Source organism: Bradyrhizobium ferriligni (assembly GCF_056837965.1).
Map to the genome: position 1 here is coordinate 20,735 of NZ_JBXEJO010000048.1, position 18,978 is coordinate 39,712.

Annotated in this window: 17 protein-coding genes and 1 riboswitch; of the genes, 11 read left to right on the forward strand and 6 right to left on the reverse strand. The window is 65.2% G+C overall.

Annotated features, from left to right (window positions below; translation table 11 throughout):
• Window positions 1-102 precede the first annotated feature (102 nt).
• Both AC1VNY_RS26520 and AC1VNY_RS26525 read left to right on the forward strand, forming a co-directional pair.
• The gene (locus tag AC1VNY_RS26520) at window positions 103-483 is read left to right on the forward strand and encodes a DUF2513 domain-containing protein (protein WP_482407416.1); all 381 of its coding nucleotides are present in this window, start codon (window positions 103-105) and stop codon (window positions 481-483) included.
• 198 nt (window positions 484-681) lie between these two features.
• Window positions 682-3,414 carry a bifunctional diguanylate cyclase/phosphodiesterase gene (locus tag AC1VNY_RS26525; RefSeq protein WP_482407417.1) on the forward strand — a complete coding sequence of 911 codons (2,733 nt, stop codon included), beginning with the start codon at window positions 682-684 and terminating at the stop codon, window positions 3,412-3,414.
• 202 nt (window positions 3,415-3,616) lie between these two features.
• On the opposite strand, the gene AC1VNY_RS26530 is transcribed toward AC1VNY_RS26525, so the two are convergent.
• A complete protein-coding gene (locus AC1VNY_RS26530; RefSeq protein ID WP_482407418.1) occupies window positions 3,617-4,975 on the reverse strand; it encodes a S41 family peptidase in 1,359 nt (452 codons plus the stop codon).
• Window positions 4,976-5,128: 153 nt separating this feature from the next.
• Window positions 5,129-6,322 (reverse strand): NADH:flavin oxidoreductase/NADH oxidase, encoded by a 1,194-nt coding sequence (locus AC1VNY_RS26535; RefSeq protein WP_482407419.1) that lies wholly within the window; start codon window positions 6,320-6,322, stop codon window positions 5,129-5,131.
• Between the two features lie 252 nt (window positions 6,323-6,574).
• Between AC1VNY_RS26535 and AC1VNY_RS26540 the strand changes: the two genes are divergently transcribed.
• The gene (locus AC1VNY_RS26540) at window positions 6,575-6,979 is read left to right on the forward strand and encodes a hypothetical protein (RefSeq protein ID WP_482407420.1); all 405 of its coding nucleotides are present in this window, start codon (window positions 6,575-6,577) and stop codon (window positions 6,977-6,979) included.
• A gap of 92 nt (window positions 6,980-7,071) precedes the next feature.
• Here the strand turns inward: AC1VNY_RS26540 and AC1VNY_RS26545 are convergent, their stop codons facing one another.
• The 4 genes from AC1VNY_RS26545 to AC1VNY_RS26560 all read right to left on the reverse strand — a co-directional run bounded on the left by AC1VNY_RS26545 (window position 7,072) and on the right by AC1VNY_RS26560 (window position 10,920).
• Complete coding sequence (locus AC1VNY_RS26545; protein WP_018271828.1) at window positions 7,072-7,221, reverse strand: hypothetical protein; 150 nt, start codon at window positions 7,219-7,221, stop codon at window positions 7,072-7,074.
• A gap of 438 nt (window positions 7,222-7,659) precedes the next feature.
• Entirely contained in the window at window positions 7,660-8,676 is a 1,017-nt protein-coding gene (locus AC1VNY_RS26550; protein ID WP_482407421.1) for an ABC transporter substrate-binding protein, read from the reverse strand.
• A 259-nt stretch (window positions 8,677-8,935) separates the two neighbouring features.
• Window positions 8,936-9,847, reverse strand: coding sequence for an amino acid ABC transporter substrate-binding protein (locus AC1VNY_RS26555; RefSeq protein WP_482407422.1), 912 nt, complete (start codon window positions 9,845-9,847; stop codon window positions 8,936-8,938).
• A gap of 137 nt (window positions 9,848-9,984) precedes the next feature.
• Window positions 9,985-10,920: a DUF3280 domain-containing protein gene (locus AC1VNY_RS26560; protein WP_482407423.1), complete on the reverse strand. Its 936-nt coding sequence runs from the start codon at window positions 10,918-10,920 to the stop codon at window positions 9,985-9,987.
• 226 nt (window positions 10,921-11,146) lie between these two features.
• Between AC1VNY_RS26560 and AC1VNY_RS26565 the strand changes: the two genes are divergently transcribed.
• From AC1VNY_RS26565 to AC1VNY_RS26600, 8 genes are all read left to right on the forward strand, one after another.
• Window positions 11,147-12,568, forward strand: coding sequence for a sensor histidine kinase (locus tag AC1VNY_RS26565; protein ID WP_482407424.1), 1,422 nt, complete (start codon window positions 11,147-11,149; stop codon window positions 12,566-12,568).
• The gene (locus AC1VNY_RS26570) at window positions 12,565-13,227 is read left to right on the forward strand and encodes a response regulator transcription factor (protein ID WP_482407425.1); all 663 of its coding nucleotides are present in this window, start codon (window positions 12,565-12,567) and stop codon (window positions 13,225-13,227) included. The genes AC1VNY_RS26565 and AC1VNY_RS26570 overlap by 4 nt, the downstream gene beginning before the upstream one ends.
• Window positions 13,228-13,313: 86 nt before the next feature.
• Window positions 13,314-13,399, forward strand: a riboswitch (ZMP/ZTP riboswitch).
• A 36-nt stretch (window positions 13,400-13,435) separates the two neighbouring features.
• A complete protein-coding gene (locus AC1VNY_RS26575) occupies window positions 13,436-14,707 on the forward strand; it encodes a serine hydroxymethyltransferase (protein WP_212057668.1) in 1,272 nt (423 codons plus the stop codon).
• Between the two features lie 97 nt (window positions 14,708-14,804).
• Complete coding sequence (locus tag AC1VNY_RS26580) at window positions 14,805-14,960, forward strand: hypothetical protein (RefSeq protein WP_168855882.1); 156 nt, start codon at window positions 14,805-14,807, stop codon at window positions 14,958-14,960.
• A gap of 440 nt (window positions 14,961-15,400) precedes the next feature.
• Window positions 15,401-16,027 carry an HAD family hydrolase gene (locus tag AC1VNY_RS26585; protein WP_212061859.1) on the forward strand — a complete coding sequence of 209 codons (627 nt, stop codon included), beginning with the start codon at window positions 15,401-15,403 and terminating at the stop codon, window positions 16,025-16,027.
• Window positions 16,028-16,053: 26 nt separating this feature from the next.
• Window positions 16,054-17,265: a molybdopterin molybdotransferase MoeA gene (locus tag AC1VNY_RS26590; protein WP_482407426.1), complete on the forward strand. Its 1,212-nt coding sequence runs from the start codon at window positions 16,054-16,056 to the stop codon at window positions 17,263-17,265.
• 242 nt (window positions 17,266-17,507) lie between these two features.
• Window positions 17,508-18,212: a transcriptional repressor LexA gene (gene lexA / locus AC1VNY_RS26595; protein ID WP_016841600.1), complete on the forward strand. Its 705-nt coding sequence runs from the start codon at window positions 17,508-17,510 to the stop codon at window positions 18,210-18,212.
• A 257-nt stretch (window positions 18,213-18,469) separates the two neighbouring features.
• On the forward strand, window positions 18,470-18,898 hold the full coding sequence (locus tag AC1VNY_RS26600; protein ID WP_026192810.1) for a hypothetical protein: 429 nt from the start codon (window positions 18,470-18,472) through the stop codon (window positions 18,896-18,898).
• Window positions 18,899-18,978 lie beyond the last annotated feature (80 nt).

Genomic DNA, 18,978 nt, shown 5'->3' on the forward strand with positions numbered 1-18,978 from the left:
ATCAAAGGGCAGAAGGCACCGTTTGCGAATACGTTCCGAGATGTTTGTGTACTGTCGGCTAGCAAGTTCTATTAGCCTCGATTGGGGAAAATGAAACGAGACATGAATCTGGTGCGAGCCCTGCTTCTCAAATTGGAAGCTTGGCCTCAGCGCGGTCAGAGCATCGCGATCATCGACCCCCACGATGAACGACTAGCTGTCCCTGGGAGTACCGTAGACGAAATCGCCTATCATCTGCGATTGATCAGAGAACAAGGATTTCTGGATAGCCCAGGTTCACAGCCACTTTCGGGTGGTACGACGTTCCGCGGATTGACTTGGGAAGGCCACGACTTTCTAGATTCTGTTCGCAATGACGAGGTGTGGGGCAAAACGAAATCCAGCGTGGAAGCAGTCGGAGGGTGGACGCTCGATATTTTGTCGGGCCTCGCCAAGGCAATTATCAAGGCGAAGCTGAAGGCCGCAACCGGCCTAGATATCTGAAATGCGAGAGCTGGCTTTAGTCGCCCATCCGAGCCGCCCTAACGGCTTCTTTCCTGTCACGGCCTCGCGTTGCTTGCCGCAACCATTCGTTAACCAATCTCGCTAACCCGCGCTCCATTTCGATTGGATACGACTTTCGCGGGCCGGGGGTGCACGAGACCTACTTCCGGGTGAAACACCTGGAAGCGATTGCGGCAAATGACTCCAAACGGCGGCGCCTCGTTCAATATCAAGTCGGTGATCGGCAGCGGTCCGATCCGCTGGCTGATCCTCGGCGGCGCCGTGCTGATGGCCGCGATCGCGATCGGCGCGACCTTGATGGCGGAGAATTTCCGCGATCGCGCCCTGCACAACAGTGAGCGCGAGCTCGAGAACACCGTGCTGCTGCTGGCGCGGCATTTCGACCAGCAGCTCGACGATCTCGAGGTCGTCCAGCGCGACCTGATCGCGTTCATGCGCGACAACGCAATCGCGACACCGGAGAATTACAAGCGCCGGATGTCGGCCGCCGACATTCATGCGATGCTCAAATCCAAGATGGACGCGCTGTCCAATGTCGGCAGCCTCAACGTGTTCGACGCCGACGGCGTTCTGATCAACAGCTCGGGCGCCTGGCCGCTGCCGCAGGCCAGCATTGCCGACCGCCCCTACTTCCAGATCTTCAAGTCGAGCCCCTATTCGCCCGACATGCAGGTCGCGCCGGTGGTGAGCCGCGTCACCGGAAACTGGACCACCGTCATCGTCCGCAAGGTCACCGGTCCGCATGGTGAGTTCCTCGGCGTGGTCGGCCGCGGCATCGAGCCGGCGACCTTCGAGAAGTTCTTCTCCACGGTGGCGCTCGGCGACGGCGCCGCGATCTCGATGCATCATCGCGACGGCACGCTGCTGGCGCGCTATCCCCATGTCGAGGAGCTGATCGGGAGGAACTTCCGCAACGGTCCGGTCAATCAGCAGCAGGTGTTCGAGCTGCCGCAGAGCACGACGCGGCTCGCCAGCCCTGTCGACGGCAAGGACCGCCTGGTGTCGTCGCGGGCGCTGACCAAATTCCCGATCGTCGTCGTTGCGACGAGCACCACGGAGGCGGCGCTCGCCAACTGGCGCGAGCAGATCGGCATCCTGATCGCGGTGACCAGCATCTCGGTGCTGGCGATCGCGATCCTGCTGACGCTGGTGGTGCGCAAGCTGGTGCAGCAGCATCGCGCCCAGCAGCAGCGCCTGACGCTGGAGAAGCTGCGGCTCGACACCGCCGTCAACAACATGACGCAGGGGCTGTTGCTGTTCGATGCCGCGCAGCGCCTCGTGATCTGCAACAGGCGCTATATCGAGATGTACGGCTTGTCGGCCGACATCATCAAGCCCGGCTGCAGCTTCCGCGACGTTATCGTACATCGTCACCGGACCGGATCGTTCCAGGGCGACGTCGAGCGCTACGTCAATCTCGTGCTGCGCGACGTCGGCATCCGCAACACCATGGTGATCACGACGCCCGACGGGCGCTCGGTCCAGGTCGTCAACGAGCCGCTGGCCGACGGCGGCTGGCTTGCGACCCACGAGGACGTCACCGAGCGCCGCCGTGCCGAGGAGCGCATCACGCATCTCGCCCACTACGATGCTCTCACCGACCTGCCGAACCGCGCGCTGTTCCACGAGGAGATCAGACGCGAGCTGCCGCATGTCACGCCCGACAGCCAGCTTGCCGTGCTCTATATCGACATCGACGAATTCAAGGGCGTCAACGACTCGCTCGGCCATATGGTCGGCGACGAGCTTCTCAAGTCCGTGGCGCGGACGCTGAGCGGCGTGATCGGCGACGGCGATTTCGTCGCCCGTCTCGGCGGCGACGAGTTCGCGATCGTGCAGACCGGGGTGAAGAGCGAGGCTGAGGTCGCCGACCTCGTCGCGCGCATCTACGAGGTGATCCGCGCGCCCTATCAATGCCTCGGCCACCAGGTCACGACCGACGCCAGCATCGGCATCGCGCTGGCGCCGAAGGACGGCACCGATCTCGACCAGATCATGAAAAACGCCGATCTTGCGATGTATGCGGCGAAGTCGGCCGGCCGGCGCGTCTTCCGCTTCTTCGAGCCGGCGATGGATGCCGACGCCCGCGCCCGCCGCGAGCTCGAGATGGAGTTGCGGCAGACGATCGCCGCCGGCAGCGGGCTCGAAGTGCATTACCAGCCCTGCGTCGACCTGCGCAGCAACGAGATCACCGGCTGCGAGGCGCTGGTGCGCTGGCGCCATCCACAGCGCGGCATGATCTCGCCGGCCGAATTCGTGCCGATTGCGGAAGAGACCGGCCTGATCAACCAGCTCGGCGAATGGGTGCTGATGACGGCCTGCAAGGAAGCCGTGAACTGGCCCGACCACGTCAGGCTCGCCGTTAACGTCTCGCCGGTGCAGTTCCGCAGCGGCACGCTGGCGCTCAAGGTGATCGCGGCGCTTGCATCGTCGGGGCTGTCAGCGAGCCGGCTCGAGCTCGAGATCACCGAGGCGGTGCTGATCCGCGACGACGAGACGGCGCTGGCCGCGCTGCACCAGCTGCGCGCCATCGGCATCAGGATCGCGCTCGACGATTTCGGCACCGGCTATTCGTCGCTGAGCTACCTGAAGCGGTTCCCGTTCGACAAGATCAAGATCGACCGCTGCTTCGTCACTGACATCGCCGATCCGCAAGGCTCGGCCGGCATCGTCGAGGCCGTCGTCAACATCGCCGCCGAGCGCAGCATGACGACGACGGCGGAAGGCGTCGAGACCGCGCAGCAGCAGCAATTGCTGCGCGAGCTCGGCTGCTCGGAAATGCAGGGCTATCTGTTCAGCCCGCCAAAGCCCGCCGCCCAGATCCGCGAGCTGCTGGCCGGGCATCGCCGCGGCCCCGCCGCGGGCGCGAGCACCACGCGCCGGCGCAAACCGGTCGCCGGCGCGGCGTAAGGCTGCTCGGAAGTCGGGAACCCGAGGGCGCGTCTGCACGATTTCGGAATATTAGAAGAATACCCTGAAATTGCCCGACGTGTCAATTGCCTGGTCGAGCGCCAACCACCACCGGCTACTTTGCATGGGGTTGTTTTCGATATTTTGGCAGCTGCGTAGCCCGGATTTCGCTTCGCTCCATCCGGACTACCTGTGTCAGGTTCTAGTTCGGCACCGGCCGCTTCTGCGCGGCCTTGGTGTCGGCGTTCTTGGCATCGGCATTGACGGTGACGCCGCGCAGCTGGTTGAACGCGGCAGCCAGCGCCTTGTCATTCTTCTCGTCCGGCGGGACGTAGGACTGCGAGCCGGTCTGCTCGGCGCCCTCGGCGGAGAGATGGCCGCGCATCGAGGCCTCGCCCTTGATTTCCGAGCGGGTCTTGAACTCGTCCGGCACGTCCTGCAGCACCTCGATGTCGGGCTTGATGCCGAGTGCCTGGATCGAATGGCCCGACGGGGTGAAATAGCGCGCCGTGGTCAGCGCCAGCGCGCCGTTGCCGGTGCCGAGCGGAATGATGGTCTGGACCGAGCCCTTGCCGAACGAGCGGGTGCCGATCAGGGTCGCGCGCTTGTGGTCGTGCAGCGCGCCGGCGACGATCTCGGAGGCCGATGCCGAGCCGCCGTTGATCAAGACGACGAGCGGCTTGCCCTTGGTCATGTCGCCGCCATGCGCGGTGAAGCGCTGGGTTTCCTCGGGATTGCGGCCGCGGGTCGAGACCACCTCGCCGCGCTGCATCAGGGTCGAGGTCACCGAGACCGCCTGGTCGAGCAGGCCGCCGGGATTGTTGCGGAGGTCGACGACGTAGCCGGCGAGCTTGTCCTGCGGGACCTGCTTCTGGATATCGCCGATCGCCTTGCGCAGCCCTTCGGTGGTCTGCTCGTTGAACGAGGTGATCCTGATATAGCCGATGTCGCCGCCCTCGACGTGATACTTCACCGGACGCACGCGGATGACCTCGCGCGTAATCGAGACCTCGATCGGCTTGTCGGCGTCCTTGCGGATGATCTTCAGCCGGATCGAGCTGTTGGGCGCGCCCTTCATCTTGTTGACGGCCTGATCGAGCGTCATGCCCTGGATCTGGTCGTCGTCGATCGAGGTGATCACGTCGCCCGACATGATGCCGGCGCGCGAGGCCGGCGTGTCGTCGATCGGCGCCACCACCTTGACGAAGCCGTCCTCCATCGTGACCTCGATGCCGAGCCCGCCGAACTCGCCATGTGTGGTCTCCTGCATCTCCGCCCAGCCCTTCTCGTTCATGTAGCGGGAGTGCGGATCGAGCGAGGAGATCATGCCGTTGATCGCGCCCTCGACGAGCTTGGAGTCCTCGGGCTTCTCGACGTAGTCGGTCTTGACCTTCTCGAACACCTCGCCGAACAGGTTGAGCTGCGAATAGGTGTTGCTGTTGTCGGAATGCGCGGCGGCGTTGGCGACGGCGAACAGATGTGCGCCCTGCGGCGAGGCCACGAGCAGGGTGAGACACGCGCCCGCGACCGTCCCGAGCAAGAAGCCAACATGTTTGCGCATTATCCGTGATCCCTTCGCTAACGGCCGGCAACGTTTCGCAACATTCGGCCCCACCCCGACGCGGGGCACCACACAACGGCTTTTTGGTCGGATCAAGGCCGCCCTGTCACCGGACCATTACGGTCCTGTCACGGTGGCCGGATCGGCCTCTTGTCAGCCCCCTGTCAGCCTTTCGTCGGCCTTTGGCCCAGTCTCCCGCAACCCGTTCTGCCAGGTCGACGGCTGGGTGCCGAATCCGCGCTTGGCCCGCGTGCCCAGCCAATAGCCGAACTGCGGAGGAACATTGCGGAACGGCCCCTCGACGCCGAGCTTGAGCGCGGCGTCCATCGGCCAGTTCGGGTTATTGAGGATTTCCCGGCCGACGGCGATCAAATCTGCTTGTTTATCACGCAGGATTTGTTCGGCCTGGTCCCCGTGGATGATCAGGCCGACCGCCATGGTCATGATATCGGCATGGGCGCGAACATATTCCGCGAGGGGCACCTGATAGTTGTATTTGATCTCCTTGCCCAGGATCGGCGCCATCTCGCTGATTCCGCCCGATGAGCAGTCGATCACATCGACGCCCTTCGCTTTCAGGATCCTGGCGAGCCGGGCGCTCTGCTCCGGGCCCCAGCCGGCATTGTCCTCGACCGACAGCCGCACGAACAGCGGCTTGTGATCCGGCCAGTGCGCCCGCACCGCCTCGGTGACCTCGATCAGGAAGCGCATCCGGTTGGCTTCCGAGCCGCCATATTGGTCGTTGCGCTGGTTGGAGCGGCCGGAGAGGAATTCGTGCACGAGATAGCCGTGGGCGCCGTGCAGTTCCAGCACCTCGAACCCTGCCTGATGCGCGCGCCGTGCCGCCTGCCCCCAGGCCGCGACGAGGTCCTTCACCTCATGCGTGTCCAGCGCGCGCGGCACCGGCCAGCGCTCGCTATGGGCGATCGCGCTCGGCGCCACCGGCGTCCAGGCATCCCAATCCTCGATCTCGGCGGTGCGTTCGAGCGGACGATCGCCTTCCCAGGGCCGGCTCGCACGCGCCTTGCGGCCGGAATGGCCGAGCTGGATGCCGGCGACCGCGTTCTGCTGCTTGATGAAGCCCACCAGGCGGCTGAGCGGCGCGATGAACTTGTCGTCCCAGATGCCGAGATCGCCGATCGTGCCGCAGCCGCGCCGCTCGACCTTGGTCGATTCGACGATCACGAGACCGGCGCCGCCGGCGGCGAACTTGCCGGCGTTCATCAGATGCCAGTCGGTCGGAAAGCCCTTCTCGGCGGAATACTGGTGCATCGGCGGCACCACGATGCGGTTCTTCAACGTGACGCCGCGGATGGCCATTGGCGAAAACAGCAGCTTGTCGGACATCGCTTCCTCATCATGCGTCGTTACCCGGCGGGCGGGACCGATCTTGTGTTTGGCGCGGACGATATACGCACCGCGCGATGGCCGATAGAGGCACGCCGGCGGTCTAGCAGCTCAAACCGATCGCGGCATGGCTGCGCCGAAGCTGGCCGCGACAGGTTCGCCATGCCTGTTCCCTCGCGGCGATTTTTCGCGCGCATAGGAAATGATGATCGCGACACGTGTTGTCCCCGGCAACCCAGAGGAGGGACACTCATGAGGACCCGCACGATCGCACTGCTCATCGCCGGTGCCATGGCAACCGGCCCGATCCTGGCGCAACACGCGGCTGCCCAGAACCTGCAAAACGAGGCCGACAAGGGCGCCAAGACCCGCAACTCCGGTGAATCCGGTTATGTCGGCGATCAGGACAGGCCCGGCGCCGCCGCAACGCCTCCGGGACGCCCCGATACCGCCGCCGGTTCCCCAGATGCGACGACGTCTCCGAGCGCTCAGAGTTCCGGAACCGGGATCGCCGGCGCGCCGGGCAACAAGAGCGGGCCGCCCGCCAAGCAGGGCACGGTCGGTTCGAACTCGCAGAACCTGCATGTCCAGGAACAGGATTCGTCGAACATCAAGGGACAGCCCGGCAACAAGAGCGGCCCGCCCGCAAAGCGCTAGGCGGCGCACCATAACTCGGATGGCGCCGGAAAGTTCGCTGAGCCTGATCGGCGCAGGTTCGACACGAGCGGTCGAGCGAAGGTGGTCCGATCCTATTGAGCGGCCTTGCGGCTCGCGGAGAGGTCGGTCGGGCAATTTGCTCCACATTCAATCGACTTCTTCTGGTCGGCGACGCGCCATACCAGCAACGCGACCAGGACAATGATGGTGACGGTGAGCTTGGCCAATGCGTCGTGGTTCAATGTCGGCTCCGCAGAACAATCGGCATAACGGAAAAAATCAGCTGCAAGCGGAAATGTGACCCCGGCACCCTTTGGGGGCGAGAGCCGACGCTGGGGGCGTCCACCGGGCCCGCATTCGATTCGGGCCGGCCACTGTCATGATGGTACGGTCCTGGCGCGGTCCGCAAGCTTCTCAGTCTGCATGGCAGCATGGCACGGCGGGCCGCAGCCTGTTGGAACATTGTCATCGGTGTGCGGTTCAGTGCCTGTCCTCTGATTCATTGCCCCAGAGGCACACACCACCTCCTGCGGCCCCAGCCGTCACGCTGGGGCCGTAAATCATTGGAGGTGCACGCGGACTGCTGTTGGTCGCGGGATGAGCGGACGATCTCCGAGAACCACAATCGATTTGCGCGGGCGCGCCCGCAAATGACGTAGCCTATACAGGCCAGATCGCGGTCAGAGCTTCGCGAGCCTCGCCGCGCCCGCCGCGATTGCTTCGTTGAAGCTGGTGTCCCAGAATTTTCCAACCTCCGCGCGCGCGTCGAGCACGCCGAGCTTGAGGAAGGTGTCGGCGACCTTCTGGTGCGACTCCGGCACGTCAGGCGTCACCCCGGCGAGCGCGAAGTCGTCGCTGCGACGGGCGAACTGGTCGAGGATGTCCTGCAACGGCAGATGCGTCTCCGCCACCTGCGCGGCCGCATACACCGGAAAATTCTTGTTGGCGAACGCATAAGCGCGCTGGATCCGCAGCAGCAGATCGCTCACGGCCGCGTGACGCAGCGGATCGTCGAGGGCCTTCGGATTGGCGTAGATCGGGAAATTCCCCGAGAGATAGCCGGCGCCGGTCTTGAGCAGCCGCGCGCCCTGCTTGGCGATCGCGAGTTGCCCGTTATAACCGTAGATCGCCCAGGCATCGAGCTTGCCGGAGGCGAACGCCGAATAGCCGTCGGACGGCGTCAGATTGATGGCCTCGATATCGCCAAACGCAAGGCCGGCTTCCTCGAGTTGCTTGGCGAGGAAATAATGCGCCGTGGTCGCGCGCACATAGCCGACGCGCTTTCCCTTGAGATCAGCGATCGAATGGATCGGCGCGTCTTTCGCCGCCACCGTGACCTGAATGTTGAGATCCTCATGGGTGACGGCGACGAAGCGCACCTTGGCATTCTGGCGCGCCGCGAACATCGCCGGAATCTCGCTGCCCGAACCGATGTCGAGCGCGTCCCCGTTCAAGGCCTCGATGTGGAGCACACCGTTGTTGAGCTCCTTCCACTCGATCCTGTACGGCGTCTTGTCCTCGCCCGCAGCCTGCAACAGCTGGCGCCAGCCGCCCTTGTAGTAGGCAACGCGCAATGTAACGCCGCTGAGATCGGTGCCGCCTCCCGCCCCGGTTTCCGCGCGCGCACCGCCGGTGATCAGACTTCCGGCAAGCACGCCGAGCGCAGAACGTCGCGAAAGCGAAAATGGCGTAGTCACCGGCTTGAGCTCCTGAACAACAGTCACAACTGCTGCGAGCTTAAGAGAAAACCGCCCGATGTATATGAGACGCTATTTCGTTTTTCGCCATGCGCGCGAAAAGCCGTTCCATGGATTGATGGCTGGACGCGGCGATCTGTTTTCCGCCGCCCTGTCGGCCAATTGTAGCCCGGATGAGCGAGCGCGACAGCCGGGGTCCCGCCATCGATTCAAGCTGACCTTACCCGCATGTCGCTTTGCTCATGCGGGCTACTTTCTGCTACTTGCCGACCTCGTACACATCGGGATCGAAGCTCGAGCTCGGATTGGCGAAGGCATGGCGCAGCGCCGGCGACATCGGCACGTTGTAATTGATACCTTTCGGCGGGGTCGGCGCTTCCAGCCACTTCCTGTACATGACCTCGATCTCTGGGCTCTTGTAGAGCTCCGCCGTGGCGCGGTCGGCGAGCGTCTTGAACGGGGTGTCCTCCTTGCGCAGCATGATTCCGAACGGCTCTGCCTTCGAGAACGCCTCCTCGCTGATCATGTAGAGCGAAGGCTGCTTCGACCGCGCGATCGCAACGGCAAGCTGGACGTCGTCGAGCGCGTAGGCCTGGGCGCGATCGGTCTCCAGCATCAAAAACGCCTCGGCCTGGTCCTTGGCCGGCAGAACGTTGATGCCGAGCTTGCGTTCGGTGTTGACCTTGATGAGCTGCGTGAGGTTCACCGAGCCCGCAACAGCGGTGACCGACTTCCCCTTGAGATCGTCGATCGTGTTGATGCCTGCGGATTTCTTGGCGGCAAAGCGTGTCGCGCTGAGGAAGTGCGTGTTGGTGAAGGTCACCTGCTTCTGGCGGTCGGCGCTGTTGGTGGTCGCCGAGCAATGCAGATCGATCGTGCCGTTGACCATCAGCGGAATGCGGTTCGACGAGGTCACCGGGAGGTAGTCGACGGCGATGTCAGATGTGCCTAGCTCCTTCTTCACGGCATCGACGATCTTCAGGCAGATATCCAGCGCAAAGCCGATCGGCCGCTGATTGTCGTCGAGATAGCTGAAGGGAACGGAAGCCTCCTGAAAGCCGAGCGTGACCTTCTTCGTTTCCTTGATCTTCTGCAGCGTGCCCGACAGCTCCTCGGCTGCCGCGGGGCTTGCGGCGAGCGTGAGAGCGAAGAGGATGGCGGGCAAACGCATCGGCGGCTCCTGTGCGGTGAACAGACGGCGGTGATAGCGCACGCATGAGCCCGGAGCCAGATGACGGTGTGTCTAGCAGCTATCGCACTTTGCTATGGTCCGCTTGCCAGAGTTGCAGCCGCGGCCGCGACGCATCCCTAGCGCTGCGCCCCGCCCTCGAGCAGGCGGTCGCCGACCAGGCGGACCGCGCCACGGGTCCAGGAATAATCGGCGCCCATCCGCAGGCCGCTGTCGCCGCGTGAGACGACCGCGCCGCTGCGGGCGTCGCGCAGCTGGAAGCCGACCGTGTATTCGGTCCGGCTGACCCGCCTGATCACGCCGATCAGCGATTGATCGGCGCCGAGCTGCTGCGCGATCGCGGCCTCGCAGCCGTCGCAGTCGCGCAGCGCATGTGCCTTGACGGGCTCCGCGGTCGCGCCGCCGGTATCGACCAGGCGGTAGCGGCCCGACTGCACAAGCCGGTCACGCACGCCCTTCGTGACATCGGCGAGATAGGCTGCATCGGAGCCGGCAAGGCCCGACGCGGTTGCCGCGGAGGTGTCCTCAAGCTCGAATTCGAACACCGCAAGCCCGATCGGCGCCGCGGCGGCGGTCTGCGCCGGCGGCAGCGCGGCCGCAAGGGCACGGCGCACCTCGCGCGACACGAACATCGCCGCGTGGTCCCATGCCTCGTCAGTGTCGCCACGAAACGTGTAGAGCTTCTCGTAGAGCACCTGGCTCGCGCTGACATCGATGACCGCCACCTTGGCCCACTGGATCAGCGTGCTCATCTTCTGCACGCCGCCGATGACCTTGATCCGGGCCTCGCCCGCGGGCGCCGTCGATGGCACCAGGCGATAGTGCGGCTCCGCGGCGACATCGGCGCGCAGCGTCCGCATCAACGCATCCAGCCGCCTCTGGTGCGCAGCGGTCTGATCGATCACCTCGCCTGACGTATCGACATAGCCGAAATCGTCGATGCTGACGCCAAGCGGGGATGCCACCGCCGTGCCGGCTTCGGCGCGCAGAGGACAGATTCCGGCCAGCAGGCCGATCAAGGCAACAGAGAGCAGAACGAGACGGGGCTGACGCATGATTGGGGCCTTTCAGCTGCTGGTGCGGGCGGGTCGGTCGCAGCCTAGGCCGGCGGGCCTCCGCGCCGCAGCGGAGTGCCTCCCGCCCGGTGCCGGGAAAATTTCACGACGATGGTCCGCGCCCATAGCGGCGCTTCTCGGCGCCTCCGTTCTGCCGTTTAATGTGCCTGACGGCCCTGCCCGCGATCGCGCACCGAGGCTCGTCTGCGATCTTGAGGATACGCCAATGTGGAATTGGTCCGGAAGCGATCTGAAACTGCGGCTGACGTTGCGCGTGGCGATCGTCTCGACGCTCTGCTTTGCCGTCATCTCCGGCTATTTCCTGATCGAGGCCGACCGTTCGGTGCGCGGGCGGATCGCGGCGGTTGCCGATGTCGCCGCCAAGACGCTGGAGCTGCAGCAGAGCAAGATCCAGTGGCTGAACAATGCGCGTTCCGACTTTCCCGATCTCGACAGCGTTGCCGCTACGGTCATGACGCCGGGATTGTGCATTGCCTTTCGCAGCAATAGCGGCGAGATCAGCCAACGCTTCTGCGGCGGCGCGCAGACTGACACGGCCGCGCCGCCGCTGGCCTTCGCGGCGCTCTATCGCCGCCTGTTCGATCCCGGCCGCGAGGCGGTGCGGCAGGTGGTTTCGCGCGGCAACGCCATCGGCGAGGCGGTGGCCTGGATCGATCCGGCGGTGCCGACCGCCGAGGCCTGGCACGATGCCGGCCGGCTGATGGCGGTGTTCATGATCGCGCTGCCGCTGCTCTGCGCCCTGGTCTATGCGGCGCTGGCGCGCGCGCTGCGTCCGACGCGGCAGATCCGCGACGGGCTCGAGCGGATCGCCGCAGGCGACCTCGCCGCGCGCCTGCCGCCGTTCGACCTCGCCGAACTGTCGGCGATCGGCAACGTCTTCAACCAGCTCGCCGAGCGCCTCGCCGCCGCGCTCTCCGACCGCAACGCGCTAACGCAAAAACTGATCCTGGTGCAGGACGAGGAGCGCCGGCACCTCGCGCGCGAGCTGCATGACGAGTTCGGGCAGTCGCTGGCCGCCATCCGTGCGCTCGCCGCCTCGGCGCGCCAGACCGCGGCGGCGGAATGCCCGCCTTTGCTCGCCGAATGCGACGGCATCGCGCGGACCGCGACCGACATGATGGAGACGTTGCGCGGCGCCCTCTTCCGGCTCCGCCCGCCCGATGTCGACGAACTCGGACTTGCGGCCAGCCTCGAGGGCCTGGTCGCCGGCTGGAACGGCCGCAGCCGGGGACAGCCGCGGTTCGAGACCACCATATCGGGATCGTTCGAGCGCCTTGCCGCCTCCGTCGGCGCCAATCTCTACCGCATCGTGCAGGAGGCGCTCACCAACGCCGCCAAGCACGCCGGCGCCACGCGCGTGATGCTGCGGCTTGAGATGCGCGAGGCGCCGCCTGGCGGCGGCGACAGCGCGATCGTGCTCGCGATCGACGATGACGGCCAGCCCGGCGATCCGCAAGGCGATCCCCAGCTCAAGTCCGGCCTCGGCCTGCTCGGCATGCGCGAACGGGTCGCCGCGCTGGGCGGGCGGCTCAGTTTCGAGACCGGACAGCCGAGCGGCTCCTCGCTCCGCGTCATCGTTCCCGTCGCAGCCAGCCAAGAGGCCGCACCGGTGGAGCGCGCGGCATGAGCCAAGCCGCGCGAACGATCATGCTGGTCGACGACCACGCCGTCGTCCGGGAGGGCTACCGGGCGATGCTGCAGAAGCAGCCGGGCCTCTGCGTCGTCGCCGAAGCCTCCGACGGCGTCGAGGCCTACCGCCTCTACAAGGAGACCGCGCCCGACCTCGTCATCATGGACCTGTCGATGCCCGGCATCGGCGGCATCGAGGCCATCCGCCGCCTCCGGCAGTGGGACAGGCGCGCAAAAATCCTGGTGTTCACCATGCACCAGAACGCGGCCTTTGCCGTGCAGGCGATCCGCGCCGGCGCGAGCGGCTATGTCACCAAGACCAGCCCGCCGGAGACCCTGGTGCACGCCGTGATGGATGCGCTGTCGGGCAAGATCGCGATCAGCCCGGATATCGGCCACGAGCTTGCGCTCAGCCACCTTGCCGGCGAGACCAAGGCTGCCGACCTCCTGACCGCGCGGGAATTCGAGGTGCTGCGCATGCTGCTCGCGGAAAACACCACCGAGGAGATCGCCGAGGCGCTGCACCTCAGCCCCAAGACGGTCGCGAACCTGCATTCCCTGATCAAGGACAAGCTCGGGGTCGGCACCGATATCGAGTTGGTCCGCCTCGCGCTGCGGCAAGGCATCCTGACGCAGCTCGATCTCGGCGAACGCTGAGCCCGCGGCGGCGGCAGCGACCAACCCTTGCGAGCCCGCCTGGGATTGGATAGCCTTCTGCTCGCGATGAGCTTCGCAGGCTCATTCGCCCCTCGCGCGACTGGCGAGCTTACGTGGAATTGACCACGGTGAAGCGCGAAGGGTTCTAACGCCGTTCGCCTGGGCAACCCGTTCAGCTGATGATCCAGCGTCTTAGGGAGCCCGGACCATGCCGTCATTCCGCAATGAACTCCACCTCAACGATTCGGAAGTTGCCCTTGCGCTCGAGGGCGAAGAGCGCCGCCAGCAAGACGGCGTCGAGCTGATTCCGTCGGAGAACTACACCTATCCCGAGGTTCTCGAGCTGCTTGGATCGGTGTTCACCAACAAGTATTCCGAGGGCTATCCGGGACGCCGCTATTACGGCGGCCAGGAATTTACCGACCAGATAGAGAACCTTGCCCGACAGCGAGCGTGCGCGCTGTTCCGCGCCGAACATGCCAACGTTCAGCCTCTGTCCGGGTCGCCAATGAACCAGGCCGTGTATCTCGGCCTGCTGCAGCCCGGCGATACGATATTGGCGATGGACCTGTCACACGGCGGCCATCTCACCCATGGCGCGCCCGTGTCGCACATGGGGCGGCTCTTCAACTTCGCCCGTTACAAGACGCAGCCGTCAAACGGCGGCGCCATCGATTTCGATGAGCTCCGCGCCATGGCCCGGCACGTCCGTCCGAAGCTGGTGCTGTGCGGCTACAGCTCCTATCCGCGCGATCTGGATTATGCGTCCTTCAAGAGCATCGCCGACGAGGTGGGTGCACTGACCATGGCCGACGTCAGCCATTACGGCGGCCTGATCGCCGGCAACGCCTTGCGCAATCCGCTCGATGAGGGTTTCGACGTGATGACGACGACATCGCACAAGACGCTTCGCGGGCCGCGTGGCGGCATCGTTCTTTGTCGCCGGGAGTTCGCCGGCAAGATCGACTCGTCGGTGTTCCCGGGATTGCAGGGCGGTCCGCACATGAACGTTGTGGCCGGAACCGCGGTCACGCTGAAGAAGGCATCGACGTCCGATTTTCAGGCCTATTCAGGACTGGTCATGCGCAACGCGAAGGTCCTGGCCGAAGCGTTGATGGAACGCGGCATGACGTTGATCACTGGCGGAACCGACAATCACATGATGGTCGTGGATACGGTGGCCAGCGTCGGCCTGGACGGCGGCGCGGCCGAGAACATCCTCGACGCCGTCGGGATCACCGCAAACAAGCAGATCATTCCCGACGATCCACGTCCGCCGCTCAGGCCGAGCGGCATTCGCCTCGGGACGCCGGCGGCGACCACGCGTGGCATGGGCGAACCCGAAATGCGCCTCATCGCCGAACTCATTGCGGTGTCGCTCCGATCGAAGGGAGATGCAGCCGTCGTCAAGCGACTGAGGTCGAACAGCGTCGAGATGTGCCGCGCTTTCCCCGTTCCGGGGATCGCGCCGCCCTCATAGGCGGCCGCATTCCTGTTCCGTCGCGTCACCCGGCCGGGCGTGCGGCCTGCATGGGCACGTCGTGAAGGTTCCCCGGGAAGGACCGGAACGGAAATCGATGCTGTTCGTTGGACCGCATGATCTCGAAGACGGAGCGTCCAACGCCGTGACCCGGAAAACCTTGCAAGCACGCTCGGAACAGGCGCTCGTCGTCATCATTCTCAGCACCGGTGCGCTGATCGGTTACCTCGGCTTGGCGCTGTCCAGGCTGTGAGAGCTACGCCCGGCGGGCACCAAGCCGCCGGGCGCATCAACAAGCCGCTTGGTGCGCCGAAAACTCGCGCGCGCGTGCCACTGAGTTGCCCGACGCGGCAAGCCAAGCCCCGCAGCAAAAATATAGGGTGAAAAGAGCAAGGCTCGGACAGATCATGTCGCGAGAATGCGGATGTTTGACGCACAAGCGACAACACCCGCCGTCGTCCCGGCGAAGGCCGGGACCCATTATCCCAAATTTCAATTGTTGCGCGACGCTGGGGCCACGATCCCGTTCCTGATCAAATGCGGTGGTTATGGGTCCCGGCCTTCGCCGGGACGACGGTGGTGCGCGCGGGAGCGGTCTCGCAATGAATGCAACGCCACGTGCAATCCACACACCCGTCACCGAAATCGAGGACATTGCCGCCTGCCAGCAATTCTCGTACACGGTTTCATGCAATGACCTCGCAATTCTCTCCCAACTCCGTCGACGCGCTGCTGTTCGATATCGGCCGCGTCGTGCTCGACATCAACTTTGACAAGGTGATCGCGCACTGGGCGCAGCACGCCGGCTGTGCGCCCGCCGAGCTCGCCACCCGCTTTGTCGTCGACGACAGTTTCAAGCATCACGAGATCGGCCGGATCGACGACGCGGCGTTCTTCGAAAGCCTGCGCCGGACCCTCGGCATCGACATCACGGACGCCCAGTTTCTCGAGGGCTGGAATGCGATCTTCACCGGCGAGATGCCGGGCATCGCGCCGCTGCTCGCGGCGGCCGCCGAGCGGATGCCGCTCTACGCCTTCTCCAACACCAATCCGGCCCATGTCGCGCATTTCTCGGTCACCCATGCCGAGCTGCTCAGCCATTTCCGCAACGTCTTCCTGTCCTCTAGCATCGGCTTCCGCAAACCCGACGCCGAGGCCTACGATCATGTGGTAAAAGCCATCGGCGTGCCGGCGTCGCGGATCCTGTTTTTCGACGACCTGGCCGCCAATATCGAAGGTGCGCGGGCGCGCGGCCTTCATGCTATCCACGTGACATCGACGGATGACGTGGCAAGGGCTTTGACCGCACTTGGTATTTGAACATTGGGAATTGAGGAGCTCTGAGCGTGGCCCTGATGCCGGTTGCCGATGCCCTGTCCGCCGTCCTCGCCGGCGCCGAACCGCTGCCGGAGGAGATGGTCGCGCTCGATGCCGCCTACCACCGCACCCTTGCGCACGACCTCGCGGCGCTGCGCACCCAGCCGCCGCAGCCGATGTCGGCGATGGACGGCTATGCGGTGCGCGCCGCCGATGCGGCTGATCTAAAGGCCCGGCTCAAGGTGATCGGCGAAGTCGCCGCCGGCCGGCCGTTCGAGCGGACGGTCGGCGCCGGCGAGGCGGTGCGGATCTTCACCGGCGGCGTGATCCCCAATGGCGCCGACGCGGTGATCATCCAGGAAGACACCGCGGTCGACGGCGACCACATCACGATCACGGAGGCCGCCAGCGTCGGGCGGCACATCCGCCCGGCCGGGGTCGACTTCCGTGCGGGCGAGGTGCTGCTCAGCGGCGGCAGCCGCCTGTCCGACCGCGCGCTGTCGCTGGCGGCCGCCATGAACTATCCGGAACTTGCGGTGCGCCGCCGCCCGAAGGTCGCGGTGCTCGCGACCGGCGACGAGCTGGTGATGCCGGGCTCGCAGCCCGGCCCCGGCCAGATCGTCTATTCCAACGGCTACGCGCTGCGGGCGCTGGCGCGCGCCGAGGGCGCCGAGACCGTCGACCTCGGCGTTGCCGCCGACACGGTGGAGGCGACCACGGCCGGCATCCGCCGGGCGCGCGAGGCCGGCGCCGATGTCCTGATCACGACAGGCGGCGCCTCGGTCGGCGACCACGATCTCGTCAAGCGGTCGCTGGAAGCCGAGGGCGTCGACATGACGTTCTGGCGGATTGCGATGCGGCCCGGCAAGCCGATGATGCATGGCCGGTTAGGGGCGATGCGGGTGATCGGCCTGCCCGGCAATCCGGTGTCGTCCTACGTCTGCGCCTTCCTGTTCCTGGTGCCGTTGATTCGGGCGCTGAGCGGCCGGAAAGTGATTCATCATCGCCGCACGAGCGCCCTGCTCGGCCGCGACCTCGCCGCCAACGACCAGCGCGAGGACTATCTGCGTGCACGGCTCGAAGCGCGCGAGGACGGCACGTTGGTCGCAACGCCAGTGACGCAGCAGGACTCGTCGCTGCTCGGGAATCTTGCTGCGGCACGGGCACTTCTCGTGCGTCCGCCGTTCGCGGCTGCGGCCGTCAAAGGCAGCGAATGCGAGATCCTGACACTGCCCGAATAAGGTTTTCGCGCCCCGCCGATTGTGCGTTGCCTGATCCGTTCACCGGAAATTAAGTGGTTGCGGAACACATATCGAACATATAGTGTCCGTTCATGATTTGTTTCGAGTACTGGTGTCTACAATCGGGAAGCCGCGTGGAAGCAGGTGCAACGAGCACATGCTCCTGAGGTCAGGCCCGCATGCAGGCCCCACCAGAAGAGTCTCGGAATCGAACGACGCTACCAACCGGGGGAATACTCGAGATGCTCACGCGCAAACAGTACGAACTTCTGCGTTTCATCAATGAACGTCTGAAAGAGGCCGGCGTACCGCCCTCCTTCGACGAGATGAAGGATGCGCTCGACCTGCGCTCGAAGTCCGGTATCCACCGCCTGATCACTGCGCTGGAGGAGCGCGGCTTCATCCGCCGCCTGCCGAACCGCGCCCGCGCCATCGAGGTCATCAAGCTGCCCGAACTCTCGGCCGGCGGCGGCAACGGCCGCCGCGGCTTCACGCCCAGCGTCATCGAAGGCACCCTCGGCCGGCGCGCCAGCACGCCGCCGATCGCCGAGGACGACGGCAACCGTCCGGTCGCGGTCCCCGTGATGGGCCGGATCGCCGCCGGTACGCCGATCGAGGCGCTGCAGACCCGCAGCCACACCATCAGCGTGCCGCCCGACATGCTCGGCGCCGGCGAGCACTATGCGCTCGAGGTGCGCGGCGACTCGATGGTCGATGCCGGCATCCTCGACGGCGACATGGCGCTGATCCAGCGCAACGACGTCGCCAACACCGGCGACATCGTGGTGGCGCTGATCGACGAGGAGGAAGCCACCCTGAAGCGCTTCCGCCGCCGCGGCGCATCGATCGCGCTCGAGCCGGCCAACACCGCCTATGAAGTGCGCATCCTGCCGCCGAACCGGGTCCGCATCCAGGGCAAGCTGATCGGCCTTTATCGCAAATACTGAATTGCAAATACTTGCGGCGGCCGGGAACGAGCAACACGTCGGATCGTTCCTTGCATGATAGTGTAGCGTACGGCCTGCCCGATGCGCTCCGATACCTCTCGCGCAGCGTCGCGTGTTTGTGATCGGAGGCGGTCTCGGACCAGTCGTACAATCGCCCAGAAACGAGCAGAAGCTCGTTCGCTATCGTCCACTCTGGTAGAGGCCCTAATGCCTCAAGGAGAGGCACGGGTCGCTACCTCGAAATGAGGAGCCATCCGATGTGTGACTATAGTCTGCACGCCGTGGCATCGCGCCCCGCCATTGTCGGAGAGACGCTGATCACGACGACGTTCCGCGGCACGTCGACCCGCGGCTTTGCTTCGGAGAACGATCCCACTGTCGCGGTCTGCATGCTGCCGGGCACCGAGCTCGCTTTCGCCGAGAACGTTCGCTACGACAGCCGCTGGATCTGGACCAAGACGCTGAACTATCGCGTCGGCGTGTTCAACGAAGTCGAGCCCGACGTGCCTGATCGGCATCATGACGCGGTCGAATTCCCCGACGGCAGCCATGTCCTGGTGACCCAGCTGGTCGAGGGACAGCGCGTCAGCGTGCTGCAATTGCCGGCGCTGCATCCGCCGGTCGAGCAGAAGCCAAAGGTTGTGGAGCGTCGGCCCTCCGCATTCGCAACGCTGTTTTTGGGTTGAGCGCATCGTCGCCGCGGAATGAGCTGTTCGGCGGCGGATGACCTAAGCAATTTCGGGCGACCCCGGACTCCCGCTTCCGG